This window comes from Amycolatopsis sp. NPDC021455 (genome assembly GCF_040640995.1).
In the GTDB taxonomy this organism is placed as follows: Bacteria; Actinomycetota; Actinomycetes; order Mycobacteriales; family Pseudonocardiaceae; genus Amycolatopsis.
This window is the reverse complement of record NZ_JBFACT010000021.1, coordinates 66,471-89,106: the sequence shown is the minus strand read 5'-3', so window position 1 is coordinate 89,106 and position 22,636 is coordinate 66,471. Positions and strand designations below refer to the sequence as shown.

Sequence of the window (22,636 nt, the reverse complement as noted above, 5' to 3'; positions counted from 1 at the left end):
TGACAACGTTGTCAGAAGCTGACTGGTCAAAAGCTTTTCACATCGGGCCGCTTTTGAGAAGGCGGCAACCAGGTCAAGCCGTTGTCATCGCGTGGTCGGGGTAGCCGTAGGCACTCGTGCCACGATGGGTGGCGATGAACATGTTCGACGTGACCAAGCCTGCCCAGGACTGTGCGGCTTTCATCGAGATTCGCCGGATAGCGGAGTGGGTGGGCGACGGCAAGCCTGTGACATCCAAAGGCGTGCTCCGCCCGGCAGACCTGCGGCGTGCGAGCGCGGAAACCGGGATTCCGGTCCCGGAGAGGTTCCGCTCGGCCGGGGACATCCCGCATTGGAACCGCTTGTGGACAGCCGCGTTGGCCGTAGGGGCCATTTCGCTCGAAGGCGGCGTCGTGAAGGCCGGTCCGCCGATGGAGGTCACCCCATCGCTGTGGTTGCGGGCTCTCGCGGCGGCGCTCTCGGCGAACTTCGAAGACGAGGATCCCGTCGAGGCGCTGGCCGACGGCCATGCGGCACTCACCGCGCTCGCGGCAGGCGAACCCGCGCGGTCCCGTGCGTTACCGGTCGAGATCCTGATCGAGTTCGGCGCCGTGACGAAGCGGCGGCAGCTCACCGACCTCGGCCGTTGGGCACTGGGAGAACTCGCCCGCGGCGCCACGGTGTCCGCCGATCCGCATGTGGAACCAGGCCGGATCTGCCAGCTGAAGGTCACCCTGACGGGCATGGGTTCTTGGCGGCGCGTGCTGATTCACTCGGACGCGACCCTCGGCGACCTGCACCGGGTGATCCAGGTGGTGATGCGCTGGGACGACGAGCACCTGCACGGCTTCACCGTCGGCAACCGGCAGTACGGCAGCCCGGGCTACGACATGAACGACGAGGAAGAGATCACGGTCGGCGAGGCCTTCACCCGCACCCGCAAGCGCCTCGGCTACACCTACGACTTCGGTGACGACTGGCGCCATGACATCGAGCTGGAGCAGGTCTTGGACGTCGATCCGTCGCTCACCTATCCGGTGTGCGTGGCCGGTCGTGGGGAAGTGCCGGTCGAAGACACCCAGTTCCGGGTGATCCGGTTCGACCAGGACGACATCAACCGCCGCCTCAGCGGTGCTGTGGCCGAGCCGGAGGAGTCACCGTTCGACGCGGTGATCGAAACGGTCGTCACCCACGGCTGGTACGAGGATGAAGTCGAGGCATTCGCCGAGGCTCTGGAAACCGAGCTGGATCTGCCGGCTGAGGCGATCGCGAACGGCGAGCCGGTGAAGGTGCTGGAATTCGGCCGCGGAGACTGGCTGCGTCCTCCGTTCGCGGTGTGCCGCAGGGCCTCGGAAAATATCGAGCTCGACCTGGCGGACATCCGCTTCCCACCCGAGACGGCGGCTGCTTGGCTTCACGCCGCCTACCGGCACTATCTGGGGCTTGAGCCATTCCCGGCGGAGCCGCACCCGGATTGGAGCTGGCCCGAGTCTTGACGTTCCGATCGAGTCGTCAACCGCTTGCCCGCCGCGGGTCCGGAGAACGCGCCCGACGTACTGGACCAGACGGCCCCTGAACGCGATCGCAGCCGCAAGGAACAAGGTGTCGACCACCGGACAGTCGAACCCTTCGCCGACGTACGGTCCCGTGGCGACGGCCAGCAATGGTGCTTCGGCGGAAGGTACGAGTCGCTCCTGGGCGCCCGCGCGTGCTTTCGCGCCCATGCCGCCCCGGAGAACCACAGGGTCGAATCCCTTGCCGCGCAGCGCTTCGGCGAACCGTTCGACGTGGTTCGGGTCACGGTGACCTCGACGCCGAGCACCTCGGTCTTGAACGGCCTGGCCAGTCGCCCTGAGTGCAGTCTGCAGGGGCAGCGTGCCAGGTGACGGCGGCGGTCGGTGAGCTCGTCTGACTGCGCACGCCGCTTTGGCCAGTTGCTCTTGGGTGTCTCACGGCAAATCAGGATCGGAGTGCTCGGCAATGAATCGATCGGCGGTGTCACGGTCGATGAGTTCGTTGTCGGCGAGCCATTCCACCGCGCGACGTCGCGCCCGGATGTCACTGAATTCGTGCCAAGCATCGAGAAGTTCCGGGTACTCCTCATGCAACTCGTCCTTGAAGCGGCGAAAGGCACCTTTGCCGCGAATGGCTCTCGCCAGCCGCTGGCCGGCTCGCTCATCGCTGATAGCTTCGGCGAAGTCCGCCATGTCCTGGTACCAGACGTAGGAGGGCAGTGGCTGGATCGCGATCAGGTCCAGGTCGTCGAGGTCGACCGGGTGCCGGCCGTCGATCCCGCAGTCCCGGGTCCAGAATCCCATCTCGCCTGTTCGCGGGTCGACCAGGTGAAAGTGCTCGTAGTCGGTCTGGTCCTGCAAGGCCATCGCGATGTCGTCGAGGTCGAACTTGTCCAAGCCGAGCATGCGGACAGACTATCCCTGGCGCTCAATCCGGCATGCTCAAGCCGTGGGGCTGACCGACCGGGACAGCCGCGCTCCACCCCGCATCATCTGTCACATCCGTCGCAGATCCAGCTCGGGCGGCATGGCGCGGAAGAAAGGTCGGCACCGACCGATATCTTGCGGGGCATGCAGCGAGTCACTCTGCTCGACATCGATCCCGACGAGATCGAAGCGGTTGTGGGCCCGACTTTCTTCGCGAGAGGCGTCGACTACGCGCGCCGCAACGCGGTTCTGTCGTCGCGATGGAGCAACTCGGAGCACGCGCTGCACGGGCAAGTCCTGGGTAGGGGTGAAGTCTACGAGACGTCGGCCTATTTCTCCGTCGTCGACGGGCAACCCTACGGGTTCGAGCACGGCGAATGCACCTGCCCGGTGGGCTTCAATTGCAAGCACGTCGCAGCTCTGGCGCTCACGGCCGTCGCCGACGAGGAGCCGCCCGTGCGCGTTCACAAGCCGCGGACCGTGCGGGTCGGACGTCCCCTGACGCCGAAAGCCCCGAGCTGGGCGGCGTCCCTCGACTCCCTGCTCGGCTCAGCCGATCCGGCACGTCGGCCGGACGCCATCCCGCTGGCCATCGAACTGGCACTGTCGCCCGCCGGGCGGGCGACGGCAGTGTCCGCCCGGTTGGTCCAGCCGGGCCGGACCGGCTGGATCGGTGGCTCGCTGAGCTGGAGCAAGCTCGGCTCCCTCACCCATCAGGGCTATATCGAGGCACAGGTGCGGGTGCTCAGGGAATTCTACGCCGTCCATCGCACACGCGATCCGAATTCCGGCTACTACGCCGACGTGAAATCAATCGACTTCGCCGCGTTCGAGAGCCGGCGGCTTTGGCCACTTCTCGACGAAGCGGAAGCTGTCGGCATCCGTCTGGTGCACAACCGGAAAGCTCTCGGCGAGGTGGCGCCGTATCACCCGGCCGAGCTTTGCCTCGACGTCACCGATGAGGGGGCGTTCGTGGTGCGCCCAGCTTTCTACGTCGACGGCAAGCACGTGGACGTCGTGCCGATCCGGTTCGTCGGGCAAGATGGCCATGGGCTGGTCTACACCGACCCCACGGACGTGCAGGCCGGCGACGACCCCCGCCACTGGCACATCCGGCTTGCCCGGCTCACCAAGCCCGTGCCAGTGCCTCTGCAGCGGATGGTGCTCGCCGGCCAGAGCCTCGAGATTCCCGCCGAACAGGCATCCCGGTTCCGGGACGAGTACTACCCCCGGCTGCGGCACATTGCCCCGATCGTGTCGTCCGACGAAACCTTCACCCCACCGGTCATCTCGGATCCGACGCTGACCCTGCACGCGACCTACGGGACGGGCCACGCGCTGGAGCTCAGCTGGGAGTGGGCCTACCGGATCGACGAATCGGAGGTCCGTGCACCGCTGGGACCGGCCCGGCCGGAGGACGGGTACCGCGATGCCGCCGCGGAGCGGGCCGTCCTGACCTCGCTCGAGCAGTCCGGCCTGCCCATGCCGGGTTCGGCGGAGACGACGCTCGCCGGAATCGACACGATGCGGTTCACCACGGAAATGCTGCCGCAGCTGGCCGATCAGGCAGGCGTCGCGATCGAGATCGACGGCACCCCGGCCGACTACCGCGAAGCCGGCGACTCTGTGTCCATCGGCGTTTCCACCAAGGCCGGCGCGGGCGAAACGGACTGGTTCGACCTCGATGTCACGATCACCGTCGAGGGCCGGAAGGTCCCGTTGACGTCGGTGTTCACGGCACTGGCCACGGACCAGCCGTACCTGCTGCTCGACGACGGCGCGTACTTCTCCCTCGAGAAGCCGGAGCTGCGCACTCTGCGTCAGCTGATCGAGGAGGCGCGAGCCCTGCAGGACTCGCCCGGCGGCCCGCTGCGGATCAGCCGCTACCAGGTCGGGCTCTGGGACGAGCTCGCCGCGCTCGGAGTGGTCGGCCGCCAAGCCAAGGCGTGGCAGCGCCAGCTCGCGGCGCTGCGGTCGATCGACGAGGTCGACACGACGAACCCACCGGCGACGCTCGACGCGCGGCTGCGCCCGTACCAGCTGGACGGGTTCCGCTGGCTGGCGTTCCTGTGGAAGTTCCAGCTCGGCGGCATCCTGGCCGACGACATGGGGCTGGGCAAGACACTGCAGTCCCTGGCCCTGATCTGCCACGCCAAGCGGGAAGACCCCGCGCTCGCGCCGTTCCTCGTCATCGCGCCGACCAGCGTGGTGACGAACTGGGTGACCGAATCCGCCCGGTTCGCGCCCGGCCTGAACGTGGTGCCGATCGGAGACACCACGAGCCGCCGCGGCGGCACGCTCGCCGAAACGATCGCCGGCGCGGACGTCGTCGTCACCTCGCACACGTTGTTCCGGCTCGACTTCGACGAGTACGCCGAGCTCCCGTGGTCGGGCTTGATCATGGACGAGGCCCAGTTCGCCAAGAACCACCAGTCGAAGATCTACCAGTGCGTGCGGCAGCTGCCGACCTCGTTCAAGCTGGCCATCACCGGCACGCCGATGGAGAACAGCCTGATGGAGCTCTGGTCGCTGCTGTCGATCACCGCACCGGGCCTGTTCCCGAACCCGGCCCGGTTCGCCGAGTACTACGCGCGCCCGATCGAGAAGCAGGGCGACGCCGACCTGCTCGCGCGGTTCCGCCGGCGGATCAAGCCCCTGGTCAAACGCCGCACCAAGGAGCAGGTAGCCGCCGACCTCCCGCCGAAGCAGGAACAGGTCCTCGAAGTGGACCTCGCCCCGCGGCACCGCAAGATCTACGAGACATACCTCCAGCGGGAGCGGCAGAAGGTGCTGGGCCTGATCGACGACCTCAACCGGAACCGGTTCACCATCCTGCGTTCGCTGACCCTGCTGCGCCAGCTCAGCCTGCACGCCGGACTGGTGGACGAGAAACACGCCAAGCTGTCTTCCGCCAAGGTGGAGGCCCTGCTCGAACAGCTGCACGACGTCGTCGACGGCGGGCACCGAGCCCTGGTGTTCAGCCAGTTCACGGGATTCCTCGACTTCGTGCGCCGGAGCCTCGACGCCGCCGGGGTGCCGTACTGCTACCTCGACGGTAAGACCCGGAACCGGGCCGCCGTGGTGAAGCAGTTCAAGAGCGGCCAGGCGCCGGTGTTCCTGATCAGTCTCAAGGCAGGCGGGTTCGGGCTGAACCTCACCGAGGCGGACTACTGCTTCCTGCTCGACCCCTGGTGGAACCCGGCGACCGAGGCACAGGCGGTGGACCGCACGCACCGCATCGGCCAGACCAGGAACGTCATGGTCTACCGCCTCATCGCGAAGGGCACGATCGAAGAGAAGGTGATGGAGCTCAAAGCGCGGAAAGCTGCCCTGTTCGCCGGCGTCATGGACGAAGGAAACGCCTTCGGCAGCAACCTGGACGCCGACGACATCCGCGGACTGTTCGGCTGAGCCGTCGCAGCCGGACACATCGGCCCGAGCCGCGATTGACGGCGGAGATCACGGCAGGGCGGGATCGGAGTGCTCGGCAATGAACCGATCGGCGCTCCGCTATTTGGCATCATTCGCACGCGCGCAGACCACGACTATTCGATACAACAACCGCCAACGCCTGCCACCACAACACACAATGGACTCGACCGATACACCGCTCGACGAACCATCTGCAGTGTCGCCTGGACCAACGTCGCCCTGGGCCGGCCCTGCAGGAGGAACAGGGGCGACCGGTCGAAACGCCTGGTCAGTGAGTGCCCCCGGCAGGATTCGAACCTGCGACACCCGCTTTAGGAGAGCGGTGCTCTATCCCCTGAGCTACGAGGGCCTGCTGCTGCGAGGCAAGCTTAGCTTGCCGAAGGGTGGCCCAGCACCAGGGGCACGGATGGAGCAACCCGACGGTCGTAGTCACCCAGGTGAGTGGTTCTCACCCGCAGCCGACAGGCGGGGTACACCCCGCCGCAGGGGCCACCGCACCTGACCTGGACGGACCAGTGCCTCACCTGGTCGTGTCTGGTTTCGAACTGCTGAACAACAGTAGGTAACCTTCGTTAACGGGATGCGGGGAGCCGCCTCCACCGGCTGCTGCGGAGGGCTTCGTTGATCAAGCTCATGTTCGCCGACGACGAGGAACTGGTGCGCTCGGGACTGCGCGCGATGATGTCCGGGGCCCAGGACATCGAGATCGTGGGCGAGGCGAGCGATGGCAGATCCGCGGTGGAGGTCGCTCGGCGGTATCACCCGGACGTGGCGCTTCTCGACATCAAGATGCGGGCTCCCGACGACGGCATCCGCGCGCTCAGGGCCATCCTCGCCCTGCCCGATCCGCCCACTGTGGCCATGCTGACCACCTTCGACATCGACGAATACGTCAGCCTCGCGCTCAGGCTGGGCGCCAACGGCTTCCTCCTCAAGGACATCGATCCGGCGGCGCTCCTGCGCGCGGTCAGGGACCTGGCCAGGGGCGGCGCCGTGCTCGATCCCGGCGTGGCCGCGCGGATGGTTCAGTCTCATCGGGACGAACAACGCGCTGCTCAGCCCGCCCGCAAGCTGCTCGCCTCGCTGTCCGAACGCGAACGTGAGGTCGTCGCCCTGATCGGCCAGGGACTCTCCAACGCCGAGATCGGTGGGCGGCTTCACCTCTCCGAAGCCACCGTCAAGGGGTACGTCTCCGCCGTGCTCTCCAAGATCGGCGCCGCCAACCGGGTGCAGGCCGCGCTGCTGGCCTACCGCGGTGGACTCCTAGACCAATAAATGCTGCTCACGGCCCTGGAGTTCGTCGGGCTCGTCGCCTTCGCGGCGTCCGGGGCGCTCGCCGCCGTGCGGGCTCGGCTCGATGTCTTCGGTGTTGTCGTCGTCGGGCTCACCACCGCGCTCGGCGGCGGCGTCATCCGGGACGTCCTGCTGGGCATCCACCCGCCCACGACCCTGCGGAACTGGCCCTACCTCGCCGTCTGCGCCGGGACCGCCCTCGTCGTCTTCGTCTTCCACCCGCAGGTCGCGCGGCTGCGGCGGGGCGTTCTCCTCGCGGACGCGCTCGGGCTCGGTGTCTTCGCCACCGCCGGGACCACCATCGCGCTCAACGCCGGCGCGACCGTCTACGCCGCGTGTCTGATCGGGATGACGACCGGCATCGGGGGCGGTGCCGTGCGCGATCTCCTGCTCCGGGAAATCCCGCTCGTCCTGCGGAAGGAGATCTACGCCGTGGCCGCGCTGGCCGGCTCGGCGCTCGTCGCCGTCGGTCACGCTGTGCGACTGCCCGAAGGTCCCGTGACCGTCGTCGCGGCGGCCGTCGTGGTTTCCGTCAGGATGGTCGCGCTCTGGCGGCACTGGAACGCGCCGGTCGCGCGCGGTCCCGAGTGAGAAATCCTTTGTGAGTTCTGCGTGTGTTCTTAGGCGGGTCTCAGCACGCTGCGTAAAACTAGCGCCATGCGCATCCTTGTGGTGGACGACGACCGCGCCGTCCGTGAGTCGCTTCGGCGGTCCCTGGAGTTCAACGGCTACCAGGTCCAGCTGGCCAGTGACGGTGCGCAGGCGCTGGAGGCGATCATCGCCGACCGGCCGGACGCGATGGTGCTGGACGTCATGATGCCCCGGCTGGACGGCCTCGAGGTGGCCCGCCGCCTGCGCAGCACCGGCGACGACCTGCCGATCCTCGTGCTCACCGCCCGCGACACCGTCTCCGACCGCGTCTCCGGGCTGGACGCCGGCGCCGACGACTACCTGCCGAAACCGTTCGCGCTCGAGGAGCTGCTCGCCCGGCTGCGGGCGCTGCTGCGCCGCGCCGTCCCGGAGGGCCAGAACGGCCAGGCGTCGGAGGTCCTGTCCTTCGCGGACCTGACCCTCGACCCCGGCACCCGGGAGGTCCGCCGCGGCGGCCGCGAGATCAGCCTGACCCGCACCGAATTCGCCCTGCTGGAACTGTTCCTTTCCTACCCGAAGCACGTCCTCACGCGTGGCCGGATCCTGGAGGAAGTATGGGGTTACGACTTCCCGACGTCGGGCAACGCGCTGGAGGTCTACGTCGGCTATTTGCGCCGCAAGACGGAGGCGGAGGGGGAGCCGAGGCTGATCCACACGGTGCGGGGGGTCGGGTACGTCCTGAGGGAAACCCCGCCGTGATCGAGCCCGGCGACCCCCGCGGCACGCGCTGGGGGACGCGCCGGTTCTCGCTGCGGGGCCGGGTCACGCTGCTCGCCGCCGCCTGTGTCGCCGGCGCCGTCGCGCTGGTGTCGATCGGTGCGTACATGGTCGTGCGCAGCAACCTGTACCAGCAGCTGGACGACGGCCTCATGGCGCGCGCCCAGGCGGCGGTCGACTCGCCGCAGGTGCAGACCGAGCTGCGGCAGGTCCCCGGCGCGTTCCTCGCCAGCGCCGACCTGCAGATCGGGCAGCTGAACGCCGCTCCCGACGTCCAGCACGCCGTGATGACCTACCCCCTGTCGAGCTCGGCGCCGCCGTTCGACCAGCGCGAGCTGGACGTCGCGAACGGCGACTCGCCGCAGTCGCTGCGGACCGACTTCCGCACCGACAGCCGCGTGGTCGCGCTGCCGTCCGGGCACGGCGAGGCGATCGTGCTCGCCCAGTCAATGGGGCCGACCAAGCGCACGCTGAACGAGCTCGCCCTGGTCCTGTTCCTGATCGGCGGCGCGGGCATCCTGGTCGCCGCCGCGGCCGGCACCGCGGTGGCGCGCGCCGGCCTGCGCCCGGTCGACCGGCTGACGTCGGCCGCCGAGCGCGTCGCCAAGACCGGCGACCTGAGGCCGATCCCGGTCAGCGGCGACGACGAGCTCGCGCGTCTCACGCAGACCTTCAACACCATGCTCGGCACGGTCGCGGACTCGCAGGAACGCCAGCGCCAGCTGGTCGCGGACGCCGGGCACGAGCTGCGGACGCCGTTGACGTCGCTGCGCACCAACCTCGAGCTGCTGCTCGCGGCGAGCAAGCCGGGGGCGCCGCCGCTGCCGGACGAGGACCGCGCGGACATCGTCGCGGACATCAGCGGCCAGCTCGACGAGCTGACCCAGCTCATCGGCGACCTGGTCGAACTCGCGCGCCAGGACGAGCCGCGCGAGCGCTTCGAACGCGTCGAGCTGCTGGACGTCGTCGAGCGGGCGCTCGACCGGGCACGCCGGCGCGCGGGCGAGATCAACTTCGACGTCTCGCTGCAGCCGTGGGTGCTCACCGGCGACAACAGCTCGCTCGAGCGCGCGGTGCTGAACCTGCTCGACAACGCGGTGAAGTTCTCGCCGCCCGACTCGACGGTCTGGGTGCGGCTGTACCCGCTCGGCGACGGCACCGCGGTCGTCGAGGTGGCGGACGCCGGCCCGGGCATCGCCGAAGAGGACCTGCCCAAGGTGTTCGACCGCTTCTACCGCTCGTCGGAGGCGCGAACGCTGCCCGGCTCGGGCCTTGGGCTGGCGATCGTGAAGCACGCGGCCGAGCGGCACGGCGGCGCGGTGTACGCGTCTCGGGCTCCGGAAGGCGGCGCGTTGATGACGATCCGGTTGCCGGGGGCTCCCGGCTGAGCCGTTCTCGGCCAGTATCCGCGGATGTCGTTTCGCGAATGGGCCCGCCGTTGCCTGGTGTCGGCGGTCGGCGGGGTGCTCGCGGCGCTGGTCCTGCTGGTGGTGCCGGCGCACCTGTGCACCGGCACCGGCTGCTGGGTCGTGCCCATCCTGCAGGAGCCGCTCCTGTTCGCCGGTGCGTGGCTGCTCTCGGCGGCGGCGATGGCGCTGGGCCGCGTCCGGCCGGCGTGGCCGGTTGCTTCGGCCGGGCCGTTCCTCGCGCTGGCGCTGGTCGTTCCGGTCGTCGACACGGCGAACCGGCCGGTGGTGGCGATCTTGGCCTTGACCGCCGCCGGCTACGCGCTCGCCGCGATCGTCACCGCGGCGGAGCTGCCGCGGGCGTGGCGGGTTGCGCTCTTGACGCCCGCGGTGGTGTTGTTCGTCTGGAGCGTGACACCTCATCTCCTGCCTGCGCCGTGACCTGCTGTTTCGAAGTTCACCCGCACTGACCCTGCGGATCCTGTGTTGAATCGTGTAGGATTTTGTGTGGTTGAGGTGCGGACGGGACGGAGTTGAACGGTGCTGGCGCGTCAGCGACAGGCGGTGATCCTGGAAGAGGCACGCCGGACCGGCGCGGTCCGGGTCAGTGACCTCGTCACCAGGCTGGGCGTGTCCGACATGACGGTGCGCCGCGACCTCGACGTCCTCGCCGGGCGCGGGCTGGTCGAGAAGGTGTACGGCGGCGCCACCTCGGTCGTCGGCAAGAGCACCGATGAACCCGGGTTCGAGGCGAAGTCCGTGCGTCAGCGGGCGCAGAAGGAAGCCATCGCCGAACTCGCCGCGACGCTCGTCCGGCCCGGCACCGCGATCGGCATCTCCGCCGGCACCACCACGTGGACCCTCGCCCGCGCGCTCGACGCCATCCCCGGCCTCACCATCGTGACCAACTCGATCCAGGTCGCCGACGTGCTCCGCGGGTCGACGCAGCCGGACCGCACGGTCGTGCTCACCGGCGGGGTGCGGACGCCGTCGGACGCGCTGGTCGGCCCGGTCGCCGTGCACAGCCTGCGGTCGCTGCACCTCGACGTCGTCTTCCTCGGGGTGCACGGGATGGCCGACGGGCCGGGGTTCACGACGCCGAACCTCACCGAGAGCGAGACCGACCGCGCGCTGGTCGAGGCCGGGCGCAAGCTGGTCGTGCTCGCCGACCACACCAAGTGGGGCACCGTCGGGATCTCCACGATCGCCGACCTGGACGAGGCCGACGTCGTCGTCACCGATGACGGGATTCCCGACGAGGCCAAGGAAATACTCGCCGAACGGGCGGGAGAACTCATGATCGCCGAAACGGCGGAGACGGACGAGGCCCAAGAAGCGTGAAGCGCACCGTACGACACCTGGCCGACGGCCGGGAGATCATCTACTTCGACCAGTCCGGCGCGCCCGACCGCGTCGCCGAGGACACCCGCGACCTGCCGCCGGTTTCGGCCGCGTCGGAGATCCGGCTGGACCCGCTGACCGGTGAATGGGTCGCGATGGCCGCCCACCGGCAGACGCGGACCTACAAGCCGCCCGCGGACCTCTGCCCGCTGTGCCCGAGCAAGCCCGGCAAGCCGAGCGAGATCCCGGAAAGCGATTACGACGTCGTCGTCTTCGAGAACCGGTTTCCCTCCTTCGCCGAAGACGTCATCGGCGAGCCGTCCACTGTGGATGGTCTCGGGCTGGTGCCGGTGCGGCCCGGCCGTGGCCGCTGCGAGGTCGTCTGCTTCACCAGCAACCACGACGGCTCCTTCGGCGGGCTGAGCCCGAAGCAGGTGCGGGCCGTGGTCGACGCGTGGGCGGACCGCACGGCCGGGCTGTCCGAAGTGCCCGGAGTGGAGCAGGTCTTCCCGTTCGAGAACCGCGGCGAGGAGATCGGCGTCACGCTGTCGCACCCGCACGGGCAGATCTACGGCTACCCGTTCGTCACGCCGAAGACCGAGCGCATGCTCGAAGTCGCCCGCGCCTACCAGGCCGAACACGGCCGCCCGGTGCTCGGCGACGTGCTGGCGGCCGAGCGCAAGTCCGGCGCGCGCGTGGTGGCTTCCGGCGAGCACTGGACGGCGTATGTGCCGCCGGCCGCCCGCTGGCCGGTCCAGGTCCAGATCGTGCCGCACCGGCAGGTCCCGGACCTTCCCGCGCTGACCGACGCCGAGCGCGACGACTTCGCCGACGTCTACCTCGACGTCCTGCGCCGCTGCGACGCGCTGTACGACCGGCCGCTGCCCTACATCGCGGCGTGGCACCAGGCGCCGGTGCGCCGCGACCGCGACCTCGGCTGGCTCCACCTGGAACTGTTCTCCGTGCTGCGCGCGAAGGACAAGCTCAAGTACCTGGCGGGGTCCGAGTCGGGCATGGCGGTGTGGATCAACGACGCGACGCCGGAGCAGATCGCGGAACGGCTCCGCGCGGCGGGCTGAACCCGGCCATACTCATCTCCGATGCACAGGTTCGGCTCAGGAACCTCTCAGGACCATCGCGCAAGGTGAGGACATGACCGAGAACGACCCCAGCGCACACGACCCCGCGGCGCCGAGGCACCCCGAGACCGGCCGGCAGGCGGCTCAGGGCGGTTGGCCGGGGAGCTCGTACGGTGAGCAGGCCCAGCCCGAGTCCGGCGGCGCGCCGCAGTACTCCGAGCCGTCCTACCACGCGGTGACCGGGGCCGATCCGTCGTACGGCGCGCAGCACGCGAACCCCTGGTCCGCCCAGGGTGCGCAGATGCCGTCCGGCCAGAACCCGCAGAGCGTCTACCCGCCGCCGAACCCGTACGGGCAGCCCGGCACGGCCGTCTACGACGCGGCCCCGCCGCAGCCGAAGCGGTCCGGCGGGAAGCTGCTCGCCGGCGTCGCGCTGGTCGCGTTGCTGGTCGGTGGCATCGCGGGCGGGACGGTCGGGTACCTGACCGGCGGGACGTCCGGCCCGGTCACCAACGCGCTCAACGCGCCCAAGCCGGCCCAGCAGACGGGCAACGCGCCCGCCGGCACGGTCGAGGCGGTCGCCCAGAAGCTGTCGCCGAGCGTCGTCGAGCTGCAGGTCAGCGGGCAGCAGGGGGCCGGCGAGGGGTCGGGGTTCATCCTCAGCACCGACGGCTACATCCTGACCAACAACCACGTCGTCGAGGTTGCCGCGAACGGCGGGCAGATCCAGGCCGTGTTCCAGGACGGCAGGAAGGCCGCCGCCAAGGTCGTCGGCCGCGACCCGACGACCGACATCGCGGTGGTCAAGGTCAGTGGCGTCGGCAACCTGACGCCGGTGGAGCTCGGCCGGTCCGACGACCTGCGCGTCGGCCAGTCGGTGGTCGCCATCGGCTCGCCGTTCGAGCTGGCCGGCACGGTCACCTCGGGAATCGTCAGCTCGCTGCACCGGCCGGTGCGCGCCGGCGGCAGCACCGGCGACCAGACCACGGTGATGGACGCGGTCCAGACCGACGCGGCGATCAACCCCGGCAACTCGGGCGGCCCGCTCGCGAACATGGCGGGCCAGGTCATCGGCATCAACTCCGCGATCTACAGCCCGCAGTCGGCGAGCGGCAGCGGCCAGGGCGGTTCGGAAGGCGGCAACGTCGGCATCGGCTTCGCCATCCCGATCGACCAGGCCCGCCGCACCGCGGACACGATCATCAAGACCGGCCAGGCGGTGCAGACGTTCATCGGCGCCCAGGTGAAGGACGCCCCGCAGGGCGGCGCCGAACTCGGCGCCATCAGCCCGGGCAGCCCGGCGGAGAAGGCCGGCCTGAAGGCCGGCGACGTGGTCGTCAAGATCGACGACCGCGCCATCGACAAGGCCGACACGCTGGTCGCGGCCGTCCGCACGCGGGCGCCGGACGAGAAGGCGACGTTCACGCTCGCCGACGGCCGCACGGTCGAGGTGACGCTCGGCGGACAGCCCGTCCAGCCCAACTGATCCGTTTCCCAGTCGCTCGGCCGCCTGGTGCGGCCGAGACCAACTTCGGCTCGACCCCCGCTTCCGGGGCCGGACCCACAAGGCCACGCGCGACCAGGCACTCGATGCCGGTCGCGCGTGGCCGCATTCATGCCCGGGTTCCGGTGCCCGGAGGGGCGGCTGGCGTGCCTGGAGGGTCGGTTCGCGTGTCGCGGGGGGCATCTCGCGTGATTGGGCGGGCATCACGTGTGATTGAAGGGGCATCACGTGTGATTGGAGGGGCGACGCGGTGGGCCAGGGCCGTCAGGATGGCGACGAGCCAGACCGTTGCCACGGTGAGGGTGAGGCCGAGGGTGGGGTTGCCGTCGTGGAGGCCGGGCATGGGTGGGGTGCCGTACGGGCGCCAGAGCAGCGGGAACGCGAGGATCGCCAGCACGCCGGTGATCACCGTGGCGGCGACCACCGGGGTCTTCCACGGTGGCGGGAGGAGGCGGGCCAAGGCGACGCCGAGCAGCGCCGTCAGCGGCGCGACGACCGCGTCGTTGAGGATCGGGCCGCCGACGATCCAGCCGACCGTGCCGAAGACGTCCGGACGCAAGGGCAGCGCGTATTCGGCGAACAGCACCACGCCCCACGCCAGCGCGGCGAGGCCCGGCAGGGCGAGGAGCGCGCGAGCGATCTTCACAGCGCCTCCAGCTTCGTGACCCATTTCGTCTGCAGTACGCCCGGACGGTTCGGGGCGATGATCCGGCACGGGAAGCCGTGGTCGGGGGCGAGGACCTCGCCGTTCAGCTCCAGCGCCAGCAGCGTCAGTTCGTCGGCCGTGTGCTCGCCGGGCAGCACGCTGACGCCGTAGAGCCCGGAACGCTCCGAAGAGGACACTCGCAGCGGCATCCCGGGCGGTTCCCCGACGGCTTTCAGCAGCGTCGGCAAGGAGATTCCACGCCAGGTGGCCGACTGGCTCCAGCCTTCCACGCACGCGATCGGCAGCTCGGCCGTCGTCTGCGGCAGGGCGCGCAGCTCGTCGAGCGAGAACTTGGTCGTGCCGCGCGGGGTCACCACCGAGAGGCGCCAGGCCGGCGACCACGTGACCCCCGCGGCCGCTGCCGTGCGGTTCACCGGGAGGTCCTGGGGGCCTTTGCCGGTCTTCCAGGAAAGCCCGGAAACGCCGCGGAGGAACGGGACGGTCGCGCCCGCGGTCGCCACGACGGCGACGCCGGTCGCCAGCCCGGCGGTGAGCAGGAATCCCCGCCGGGACAACCCCTCGGCCGGCGGTTCTTCGGTGGTGGGCCGGCTCAAGGCACGCCGGATGATCGGCAGCTTCACCGCGACGTGCACCAGGATCGAGCCGATCGCCAGCCACGCGACCGCGTAATGCACCTGCGGGAAGTAGAAGCCCCAGGGGTAGTTCTGCGCGACGTTCAGCAGCCCGGTCGTCAGTTCGAAGAACGCCGCGCCGGACAGCACCAGGATCGAGAGCCGCTCCAGGGCGTGCGGAAGCGAGCGGACCAGCGGACGGCCGAACAGCTTCGGGTAGACGCTCCAGAGTTTCGCCAGGAGCAAGGGAATCGACGCCACCCCGGAGATCACGTGCAGCCCCTGCGTGACGCGGTACAGCCCGGCCGGGCGGCTGGGCCAGGAGAACCACGTCGGCGGGTGCTGGATCAGGTGGCTGATCAGGCCCGTCACGAAGCACGTCGTGAACGTGACCGCGAGCGCCAGCCCGATCTTCGACGTCACCCGTTCGTCGTGCGCGGCTGCCTTGAACTGGTCTTCCTGGGGAATCGGCAGCTTCACGGCCGCTCCAGCCGTGCGAACCAGCGGTGGCCGTGCCGGGTCGTCCAGGCGACCCGCAGCCCGGCGCGCAGGGCGACTTGGGCGATCGCGTCCACCCCGACCCAGGCCCAGGTGAACCATGCGACAGGAGCATTGGCAGTATCGGCATCGGCGCGTCCGGGCCGCAGCCGGACGCGCTCGTGCCGCAGGCCGTGCCCGGGCGGCTCCAGCTCGACGAGGACGTCGCCGTCGGCCGCGATCAGCCGCGCCACGCGCCGCAGCAGCGCCGCCGGGTCGCCGCCGATGCCGATGTTGCCGTCGGCGAGCAGGGCGTGCCGCCACCGGCCTTCGCCCGGCAGGTGGTCGAAGACGTTGCGCAGCAACGCGTTTCCGCCGCGGCGGCGGGTCAGGTGGACGGCCGTGCGCGAGCTGTCCACCCCGAGCGCGACGATCCCGCGTCCGGCCAGCGCCGCGGTGAGCCTGCCGGGACCGCACCCGATGTCGAGTGTGGGACCGGAACAGGCGTCGAGCAGGACGTCGTCGCCGTCGGAGGGAGCGGACCAGCGTTCGACCGGCAGCTCGATCCGCTCACCGTTCGCCAGTTCGAGCCAGCACCGGTGGCCGAGCAGGCCGTGGTCGAATTCGTTGCCGGTCGTCGCCGGGGCGGTCATCACGCGACCGCCCGTCCGCCGACCGCCGCGACGGCGCGGGCGAACCGGCCGTCCGGGCACGCCGCCGCCACCGCACGGGCGTCCGCCATTGTGTCCACATCGGACAGACGGGGGGTGCCGCTCGGCCTCAACCCACTCGCCACCAGAGCCTGCAGTGTGCGTATGCCGGTGTCGTCGCGGGACATCGGGACGTTCGCCAGGACCCGGGCGTGCCGCGGGTCGGCGAGCCCGAGCGCCCACCAGCCGCCGTCCACGGCGGGGCCGAGCACCGAGTCCTGCCCGCCGTGCCGGATCGGTGCGACCGCCGCGCTGAGCGCCGCCGGCGTGACCTGCGGGGTGTCCATGCCGATCTGCAGGATGGGCAGGCCGGCGTGCACCGCGGCGGCGTCCTCGTGGGCGTTCGCCAGCCGGGCGCCGAAGTCCCGGCCACGCTGCGGGATGGTGGTGACGTGCCGCAGCGCCTCGGCGATTTCGGCGGTACGGGCCGCGGCGCCGAGGTTGCCGGTCATGGCGACGACGGGCATGGCCCCGGGCACCGCGCAGACGGCATCGAGCGTGTCGAGCAGCGCGGCCGCGGCGATCTCGGCGGCCTGCGGCGGTGTCGCGGGCGGGCAGAGCCGGGTCTTGGCCAGTCCCGGGACCGGCGCCTTGGCCACGACCAGCAGGACGAAGGGGTGTGTCATCGGGCCAGCACCCGCCCGAAGTCGCGGACCGCGCGCAGCGTGCCGCGCACCGAACCGGACACCTTCGACTTCGTGCCCTTCGCGCGCTCGCCGTAGCGGACGTCGAACTCGCGGACCCGCCACCCGGCGCGCTGGGCCTTGATCAGCAGCTCGAGGGGGTAACCGAACGCCCGGTCGGCGACGCCGAGGCGCAGCAGCGCCAGCCGGTCCGCGGCCCGCAGGGGCGCAATGTCCCGCACCGGCAGCCCGCGGCTGCGCAACAGCTGCGCCAGCACGACGTTGCCCGCTCGCGCGTGCCACGGCCACACCCCGGGCCCGGCCGGCACCCGGCGGCCGACGGCCAGGTCCGCGCCGCCCTCGACGGCGGCCACCAGCCGCGGCAGGTCGGCGAGGTCCAGGGACCCGTCGGCGTCGGCGAAGCACACGACGTCCGCGGTGGCGACCTCGAGTCCCGTGTGCACGGCCGCGCCGTAGCCGCGGCGCGGCTCGTGGACGACCTTCGCGCCGAGCGAGGCCGCCACTTCGGGCGAGCCGTCGGCCGAACCGTTGTCGACCACGATCGCGCGGTAGCCCAGCGGGAGGCCGGCCAGCACGCCGGGAAGGGCACCCGCTTCGTCGAGGCAAGGGAGGACGACATCCACTTCTGAGTCAGTCACGGCGCCGACCGTAGAGCCGGACGATAGGCCGCAGAACCCTTGCGGGGCTTACCGAATCATGACATCGGACGAGTTCTTACCGCGTCGTTACGGCTGCCGCTCCCGGGGCGCGAATCGCCCTTCGCGGACCTAGGGTGGGCGGCGATGAGCGAGCCGAACCCGGCAGCCCGGCTCGTCGAGCCGCCTGCCCGCGACCCCGATGCGGAACCCGAAGCCCCGGTACGCGGCCGCCGCGCCGACCTCCTCGCCGTGGCAGCGGCCGTGGTGCTCGTCGCCGCGGCGACCGCGGTCGGCCTGTACTACAACCGCCCGAACTCCGGCGTGGTCATCTTCGTGTCGGCGCCGCCGTTGTTCGCCGACTGGCTGCCGCACGTCGGCCCGGGCTCGGTGTTCGCCGTGCTCGTCGCCGTCGCGGTGGTGCTCCACGGCCCGGCACTGGCCGCCCGCCTGCCGTGGCGCCGCGCGCTCGCCGCCGGCTATCTCGCCTCGCTCGCCTGGATCTTCTCGCTGGCCATGGTCGACGGCTGGACCCGCGGGTTCGCCGGCCACCTCACCATTCCGCAGGAGTACCTCCACGAGGTGCCCGGCATCACCGACATCCCGCGCATGCTGCGCGAGTTCTCCGCCCGAATCCTCGACTTCCAGCCGAACTCGTGGACGACGCACGTGTCCGGCCACCCACCGGGCGCGACGCTGGTCTTCGTCTGGCTGGACCGGATCGGCCTGCACGGCGGCGCGTGGGCGGCCACGGCCGTGGTGCTCGTCGGCAGCCTGGTCGCGGTGGCCGTGCCCGCCACGGTCGCCCTGCTCGGCCGGGCCGAGGCCGCCCGCGAGGTGCTGCCGTTCGCCGTGCTCACCCCCGGCGCGGTGTGGATCGGCGTGTCGGCCGACGGCCTGTTCGCCGGGGTGACCGCCACCGGGCTGGCCCTGCTTGCCTTGTCCGCGAAGGGTTTCGCCCGGGGAGGCCGGTACGCCGTGCCGGCCGGGCTGGCGGCCGGCGTGCTCCTCGGCTTCGGGATCTTCCTGTCCTATGGCCTGGTGCTGCTCGGCGTGCTCGCGGTGGCCGTGGCCGTTCTCGGCAGGCAGTGGCGCGCCGCGGCCCTGGCGATCACCGCGGCGCTGGCCGTCGTCGGCGTGTTCGCTTGGGCGGGTTTCTGGTGGCTCGACGGCTATCACCTGGTCGTCGAGCGCTACTACCAGGGAGTCGCGCTGGTCCGCCCCTATTCGTACTTCGTCTGGGCGGATCTGGCGGCGGTGGCCGTCGCCCTCGGCCCCGCGGTGGTGGCCGCTCTCCGGCGAGGGCTCGCCGAGACGTTCCTGCCGCCCCGCCGCGCGGTGTTCGCCGACCCCGTCCTGCTCCTGGGCATCGCCGCCCTGCTCGCCATCGTCTTCGCCGACGTTTCTGGCCTGTCGAAGGCCGAAACCGAGCGGATCTGGCTACCGTTCGGGGCGTGGTTGCTGCCGATGACGGCGTTGCTGCCGCGGCCCGGACGCCGGTGGTGGCTCGCCGCGCAGGCGGTGACGGCGCTGGCGGTCAACCACCTGCTGCTGACCGGCTGGTGAGGGAGACGTGATGAACGATCAGGCCGGGCGGGTGCTCGTGGTCGACGACGACGAGACGGTCCGCGACGTCGTCCGCCGCTACCTCGAGGTGGCCGGGTTCGTCGTCGACATGGCGGGCGACGGCGCCGAGGGGCTGGCGAAGTTCGCCGCGCACGCGCCGGACCTCGTCGTCCTCGACGTGATGATGCCCGGGATCACCGGCCTGGAGGTGTGCAAGCGGCTCCGGCAGACCAGCCAGGTGCCGATCGTCATGCTCACCGCCCTCGGCGAGGAGGAGAACCGCATCGCCGGGCTCCAGCTCGGCGCCGACGACTACGTGACGAAACCTTTCAGCCCCCGGGAACTCGCCCTGCGCGTGGCCTCGGTGCTGCGCCGCGTGCGGATGCCGCGCCCGGAACCGGTCGCCGCGGAGCTCGTCGACGGCGACCTGTGCCTGCAGATGACCGCGCGCACCGCCACCCTCGGCGGCCGCGAACTGCCCCTCACCACCCGCGAGTTCGACCTGCTGGCGTTCTTCCTCGCCCACCCCGGCGTCGCCTACTCACGCGCGGACCTGCTGGAAAAGGTGTGGGGCTGGGACTTCGGCGACCAGTCCACAGTGACCGTCCACGTGCGACGGTTGCGCGAGAAGATCGAGCGCGACCCGGCCAAGCCGGTCCGGGTGGCGACGGTGTGGGGCGTCGGCTACCGCTACGACCGGGGGCAATCGTGATCGGCTCAGGCGAATCCTTCCCGGAGATGCTGGCGCATCTCTGGCACATCCTGCCGTTGGCGCTGCTGTTCTCGCTGCCGGTCGCGGCGCTGGGCGGCGTGACGCTCTACATCCTGCGCCGCGGTTCGCTGGCCACCACGCTCACCGTGCTGGTGCTGATCCCGGTGCTCGCCACCCTGGTCGGCGTCCTGGGGATCAGCGGGTTCATGTTCACCCCCGCCCTGACGACGATGCTGCTGGTCTGCCTGCTCGTCGGGCTGGTCACCGTGCCGGCGGCGATCATCCTCGGCCGCGCGATCGCGCGCCGCAGCGTGTGGGAGCGGGAAGCGCGCGAGCGGGAACGCGCCGCCGAGGCGTCCCGGCGCGAGCTGGTCGCGTGGATCAGCCACGACCTACGCAGCCCGCTGGCCGGCATCCAGGCGATGGCCGAAGCCCTGGCCGACGGCGTGGTCTCCCAGCGCCACGAAGTCGCCGACTACGCCCAGCGGATCAGTGGCGAGACCCGGCGCCTGTCCGCGATGGTCGGCGACCTGTTCGAGCTCTCCCGGATCACCGCCGGCGCCCTGGAGCTCACGATGTCGGCGGTGCCGCTGCGGGACGTCGTCAGCGACGCCGTCGCCGCCCAGTCCCCGGTCGCCCAGCGGAAGCGGGTACGGGTGCTCGCCAACGCGTCGACCTGGCCGGTGGTGACGGGCAGCGACCCGGAATTGGCCCGGATCGTCCGCAACCTGGTGTCGAACGCGATCCGCCACACCCCGCCGGACGGGACGGTAGCGGTCCAGATCGGCGTCGACGGCGATGAGGCCCTCCTGGCCGTCGACGACTCCTGCGGCGGCATCCCGGACGACGAGATCAACCGGGTGTTCGACGTCGCGTTCCGCGGGACGCAGGCGCGGACTCCGGAGCGCGGGGGCACCACCAGTGGTGGCGGGCTGGGGCTGGCCATCACCAAGGGCCTGGTCGAGGCCCACCGCGGGAAGATCGGCGTCCACAACCACGGACCGGGGTGCCGGTTCGAGGTCCGCCTGCCCTTGGCGATGTCCTAGCCGGCCCGGGTCTGACTGGGATCTGACCGGTCTGGACCGGCTGGGCTCGGTCTGGACCGGCTCGGCCTGGCGCAACCCGGCCTGGACCGGGCTGGGCCCGGCTCGGCCCGGCCCGGCCCGGCCTGGCTCGGCCCGGCCTGGCTCGGCCCGGCCCGGCCTGGCCTGGCTCGGCCCGGCCCGGCCCGGCCTGGCCTGGCTCGGCCCGGCCCGGCCCGGCCTGGGCTCGGCCCGGCCTGGCTCGGCTCGGCCTGGCTCGGCTCGGCCCGGCCCGGCCTGGCTCGGCCCGGCCTGGCTCGGCCCGGACCGGACCGGACCGGCCAGGCATGACTTGGCTCGGCCTGGACCGGCCTGGACCGACCAGGCATGACTTGGCTCGGCTTGCATCGGCTCGGCCTGGGCAGGGCTGTCCTGGACCGGCCACTGGATTGGCCCGGCTTGGATTGGCCCCGCTTGGACCGGCCCCGCTTGGACCGGCCCCGCTTGGACCGGCCCGGTCTGGACCGCGCTGCGCCGCGCGGATGGACCGGGCCGAACCCGGCTGTGCTGGACCCGGGGCCGCGCCGTGCGGCGGTCCGGTCAGAGGGAGACCGGTTCGCGGAGTTCGGCCGTGGCGAAGTCCGCCATGCCCTTCGCGAAGCCGATTTCCGCGGTGAACCCCAGCAGCTCGCGGGCGCGGGCCGGATCGGCCACCACATGCCGGACGTCGGCGGCACGCGCGCCGCCGACCACCTGCGGTGCCGGGCCGTCGCACGCCCGCGCCAGCTCCTCCGCCAGCTCACCCACCGTGTGCGGGGTGCCTGAGCAGACGTTGACCGGGGTGATGTCGCCGGCCGGGCCGGCTGTCCTGAGGGCCAGGACGTTCGCCCTCGCCACGTCGTGCACGTGGACGAAGTCGCGCTGCTGGCGTCCGTCCTCCAGGACTCGCGGTGCCTCGCCGCGCACGAGTGCCGAACGGAAGAGCGACGCGACCCCGGCGTACGGCGTGTTCTGCGGCATCCGCGGGCCGTAGACGTTGTGGTAGCGCATCGCCCACACACTGCCGCCCGTCTGGCGCGCCCACGCACCGGCCAGGTGTTCCTGCGCGAGCTTCGTCGCCGCGTACGTGCTGCGCGGGTTCAGGGGTGCGTCCTCGGGTACGAGCTCCCAGCCCAGCTCGGCTTCACACGAGGGACACCGCGGCTCGAACCGCCCGGCGTCCACATCGGACGGGCGGCGCGGCGACGGCGTCACCACGCCGTGGTCCGGGCACGAGTACCGGCCTTCGCCGTAGACGACCATCGACGACGCCAGCACCAGCTTCCGCACCCCGGCCGCGTGCATCCCGGCCAGCAGCACCGCCGTGCCGTAGTCGTTGTGCAGGGCGTACGACGGCGCGTCCGAGGGGTCGATCCCGTGCCCGACCACCGCCGCCTGGTGGCACACCGCGTCGACGCCGTCCAGCAGCTCCGCGACGATTTCGGTGTCGGTGACGTCGCCGCGCAGGAAGCGGTGCCTGCCGGTGTACGGCGGCGGGGTACGGGTTCCGTGCGCCGTCGGGAGCAGGTTGTCCAGCACCACGACGTCGTCACCCCCGTCCGCCAGGAGATCGGCGATGTGGGACCCGATGAACCCGGCTCCGCCGGTGACCAGCACGCGCATACCGGCCACGCTAGGGGGCCGGGGCGGGGCTCGGTCCGGCTCGCGTGCCCACGTCACCGAATCGTCAGAACTCACCCGGCACCTCCC

21 protein-coding genes and 1 tRNA gene are annotated in these 22,636 nt (G+C 71.1%); 14 read left to right on the top strand and 8 right to left on the bottom strand.

Going from position 1 to position 22,636, the window contains the following annotated elements; translation table 11 throughout:
• The first annotated feature begins 134 nt into the window (after positions 1-134).
• A complete protein-coding gene (locus AB0G28_RS23720; RefSeq protein ID WP_361092665.1) occupies positions 135-1,475 on the top strand; it encodes a plasmid pRiA4b ORF-3 family protein in 1,341 nt (446 codons plus the stop codon).
• A 24-nt stretch (positions 1,476-1,499) separates the two neighbouring features.
• Positions 1,500-1,865 carry a hypothetical protein gene (locus AB0G28_RS23715; protein ID WP_361092662.1) on the top strand — a complete coding sequence of 122 codons (366 nt, stop codon included), beginning with the start codon at positions 1,500-1,502 and terminating at the stop codon, positions 1,863-1,865.
• A gap of 63 nt (positions 1,866-1,928) precedes the next feature.
• On the opposite strand, the gene AB0G28_RS23710 is transcribed toward AB0G28_RS23715, so the two are convergent.
• Positions 1,929-2,399, bottom strand: a complete 471-nt coding sequence (locus tag AB0G28_RS23710) for a UPF0158 family protein (RefSeq protein WP_361092659.1) — start codon at positions 2,397-2,399, stop codon at positions 1,929-1,931.
• 165 nt (positions 2,400-2,564) lie between these two features.
• Between AB0G28_RS23710 and AB0G28_RS23705 the strand changes: the two genes are divergently transcribed.
• Entirely contained in the window at positions 2,565-5,831 is a 3,267-nt protein-coding gene (locus tag AB0G28_RS23705) for an SNF2-related protein (protein ID WP_361092656.1), read from the top strand.
• 297 nt (positions 5,832-6,128) lie between these two features.
• Here the strand turns inward: AB0G28_RS23705 and AB0G28_RS23700 are convergent.
• Positions 6,129-6,201, bottom strand: a tRNA-Arg gene (locus AB0G28_RS23700).
• Positions 6,202-6,473: 272 nt separating this feature from the next.
• Here AB0G28_RS23700 and AB0G28_RS23695 point away from each other — a divergent pair.
• The 8 genes from AB0G28_RS23695 to AB0G28_RS23660 all read left to right on the top strand — a co-directional run bounded on the left by AB0G28_RS23695 (position 6,474) and on the right by AB0G28_RS23660 (position 13,825).
• A complete protein-coding gene (locus AB0G28_RS23695; protein WP_003087851.1) occupies positions 6,474-7,127 on the top strand; it encodes a response regulator transcription factor in 654 nt (217 codons plus the stop codon).
• Positions 7,128-7,736, top strand: coding sequence for a TRIC cation channel family protein (locus tag AB0G28_RS23690; RefSeq protein ID WP_361092653.1), 609 nt, complete (start codon positions 7,128-7,130; stop codon positions 7,734-7,736).
• Between the two features lie 66 nt (positions 7,737-7,802).
• Positions 7,803-8,495, top strand: a complete 693-nt coding sequence (locus tag AB0G28_RS23685) for a response regulator transcription factor (RefSeq protein ID WP_361092650.1) — start codon at positions 7,803-7,805, stop codon at positions 8,493-8,495.
• A complete protein-coding gene (locus AB0G28_RS23680) occupies positions 8,492-9,901 on the top strand; it encodes a HAMP domain-containing sensor histidine kinase (protein WP_361092647.1) in 1,410 nt (469 codons plus the stop codon). Before AB0G28_RS23685 ends, AB0G28_RS23680 begins: the two co-directional genes overlap by 4 nt.
• A gap of 24 nt (positions 9,902-9,925) precedes the next feature.
• A complete protein-coding gene (locus AB0G28_RS23675) occupies positions 9,926-10,360 on the top strand; it encodes a hypothetical protein (protein WP_361092644.1) in 435 nt (144 codons plus the stop codon).
• Positions 10,361-10,459: 99 nt separating this feature from the next.
• Complete coding sequence (locus AB0G28_RS23670) at positions 10,460-11,260, top strand: DeoR/GlpR family DNA-binding transcription regulator (protein ID WP_361092641.1); 801 nt, start codon at positions 10,460-10,462, stop codon at positions 11,258-11,260.
• Positions 11,257-12,339: a galactose-1-phosphate uridylyltransferase gene (gene galT / locus AB0G28_RS23665; RefSeq protein ID WP_361092638.1), complete on the top strand. Its 1,083-nt coding sequence runs from the start codon at positions 11,257-11,259 to the stop codon at positions 12,337-12,339. Before AB0G28_RS23670 ends, galT begins: the two co-directional genes overlap by 4 nt.
• A 73-nt stretch (positions 12,340-12,412) precedes the next feature.
• Entirely contained in the window at positions 12,413-13,825 is a 1,413-nt protein-coding gene (locus AB0G28_RS23660) for a trypsin-like peptidase domain-containing protein (RefSeq protein WP_361092635.1), read from the top strand.
• Between the two features lie 127 nt (positions 13,826-13,952).
• Here AB0G28_RS23660 and AB0G28_RS23655 read toward each other — a convergent pair whose 3' ends face one another.
• From AB0G28_RS23655 to AB0G28_RS23635, 5 genes are read right to left on the bottom strand one after another with little or no spacing between them, the layout of a single operon-like run.
• Positions 13,953-14,489 (bottom strand): hypothetical protein, encoded by a 537-nt coding sequence (locus AB0G28_RS23655; RefSeq protein WP_361092632.1) that lies wholly within the window; start codon positions 14,487-14,489, stop codon positions 13,953-13,955.
• On the bottom strand, positions 14,486-15,601 hold the full coding sequence (locus AB0G28_RS23650) for a molybdopterin-dependent oxidoreductase (protein WP_361092629.1): 1,116 nt from the start codon (positions 15,599-15,601) through the stop codon (positions 14,486-14,488). The genes AB0G28_RS23655 and AB0G28_RS23650 overlap by 4 nt, the downstream gene beginning before the upstream one ends.
• Positions 15,598-16,251: a class I SAM-dependent methyltransferase gene (locus tag AB0G28_RS23645; RefSeq protein WP_361092626.1), complete on the bottom strand. Its 654-nt coding sequence runs from the start codon at positions 16,249-16,251 to the stop codon at positions 15,598-15,600. The genes AB0G28_RS23650 and AB0G28_RS23645 overlap by 4 nt, the downstream gene beginning before the upstream one ends.
• The gene (locus AB0G28_RS23640; protein WP_361092623.1) at positions 16,251-16,934 is read right to left on the bottom strand and encodes a DUF2064 domain-containing protein; all 684 of its coding nucleotides are present in this window, start codon (positions 16,932-16,934) and stop codon (positions 16,251-16,253) included. The genes AB0G28_RS23645 and AB0G28_RS23640 overlap by 1 nt, the downstream gene beginning before the upstream one ends.
• On the bottom strand, positions 16,931-17,575 hold the full coding sequence (locus AB0G28_RS23635) for a glycosyltransferase family 2 protein (protein WP_361092786.1): 645 nt from the start codon (positions 17,573-17,575) through the stop codon (positions 16,931-16,933). The genes AB0G28_RS23640 and AB0G28_RS23635 overlap by 4 nt, the downstream gene beginning before the upstream one ends.
• A gap of 159 nt (positions 17,576-17,734) precedes the next feature.
• On the opposite strand from AB0G28_RS23635, the gene AB0G28_RS23630 reads away from it, so the two are divergent.
• From AB0G28_RS23630 to AB0G28_RS23620, 3 genes are read left to right on the top strand one after another with little or no spacing between them, the layout of a single operon-like run.
• Entirely contained in the window at positions 17,735-19,153 is a 1,419-nt protein-coding gene (locus tag AB0G28_RS23630; protein ID WP_361092620.1) for a hypothetical protein, read from the top strand.
• 10 nt (positions 19,154-19,163) lie between these two features.
• On the top strand, positions 19,164-19,865 hold the full coding sequence (locus AB0G28_RS23625; protein ID WP_361092617.1) for a response regulator transcription factor: 702 nt from the start codon (positions 19,164-19,166) through the stop codon (positions 19,863-19,865).
• Positions 19,862-20,911, top strand: coding sequence for a HAMP domain-containing sensor histidine kinase (locus AB0G28_RS23620; protein ID WP_361092614.1), 1,050 nt, complete (start codon positions 19,862-19,864; stop codon positions 20,909-20,911). Before AB0G28_RS23625 ends, AB0G28_RS23620 begins: the two co-directional genes overlap by 4 nt.
• Before the next feature lie 576 nt (positions 20,912-21,487).
• Here AB0G28_RS23620 and AB0G28_RS23615 read toward each other — a convergent pair.
• Positions 21,488-22,549 (bottom strand): NAD-dependent epimerase/dehydratase family protein, encoded by a 1,062-nt coding sequence (locus AB0G28_RS23615; RefSeq protein ID WP_361092611.1) that lies wholly within the window; start codon positions 22,547-22,549, stop codon positions 21,488-21,490.
• Positions 22,550-22,636: the final 87 nt, after the last annotated feature.

Excerpts from the sequence above, each read along its gene's own strand:
- AB0G28_RS23685 (WP_361092650.1), top strand. The coding sequence starts at position 7,803 with ATGCGCATCCTTGTGGTGGACGACGACCGCGCCGTCCGTGAGTCGCTT.
- AB0G28_RS23625 (WP_361092617.1), top strand. The coding sequence starts at position 19,164 with ATGAACGATCAGGCCGGGCGGGTGCTCGTGGTCGACGACGACGAGACG.
- AB0G28_RS23690 (WP_361092653.1), top strand. The coding sequence starts at position 7,128 with ATGCTGCTCACGGCCCTGGAGTTCGTCGGGCTCGTCGCCTTCGCGGCG.
- AB0G28_RS23710 (WP_361092659.1), bottom strand. The coding sequence starts at position 2,399 with ATGCTCGGCTTGGACAAGTTCGACCTCGACGACATCGCGATGGCCTTG.
- AB0G28_RS23660 (WP_361092635.1), top strand. The coding sequence starts at position 12,413 with ATGACCGAGAACGACCCCAGCGCACACGACCCCGCGGCGCCGAGGCAC.
- AB0G28_RS23640 (WP_361092623.1), bottom strand. The coding sequence starts at position 16,934 with ATGACACACCCCTTCGTCCTGCTGGTCGTGGCCAAGGCGCCGGTCCCG.
- AB0G28_RS23630 (WP_361092620.1), top strand. The coding sequence starts at position 17,735 with ATGAGCGAGCCGAACCCGGCAGCCCGGCTCGTCGAGCCGCCTGCCCGC.
- AB0G28_RS23615 (WP_361092611.1), bottom strand. The coding sequence starts at position 22,549 with ATGCGCGTGCTGGTCACCGGCGGAGCCGGGTTCATCGGGTCCCACATC.
- AB0G28_RS23645 (WP_361092626.1), bottom strand. The coding sequence starts at position 16,251 with ATGACCGCCCCGGCGACGACCGGCAACGAATTCGACCACGGCCTGCTC.
- AB0G28_RS23675 (WP_361092644.1), top strand. The coding sequence starts at position 9,926 with ATGTCGTTTCGCGAATGGGCCCGCCGTTGCCTGGTGTCGGCGGTCGGC.
- AB0G28_RS23705 (WP_361092656.1), top strand. The coding sequence starts at position 2,565 with ATGCAGCGAGTCACTCTGCTCGACATCGATCCCGACGAGATCGAAGCG.
- AB0G28_RS23720 (WP_361092665.1), top strand. The coding sequence starts at position 135 with ATGAACATGTTCGACGTGACCAAGCCTGCCCAGGACTGTGCGGCTTTC.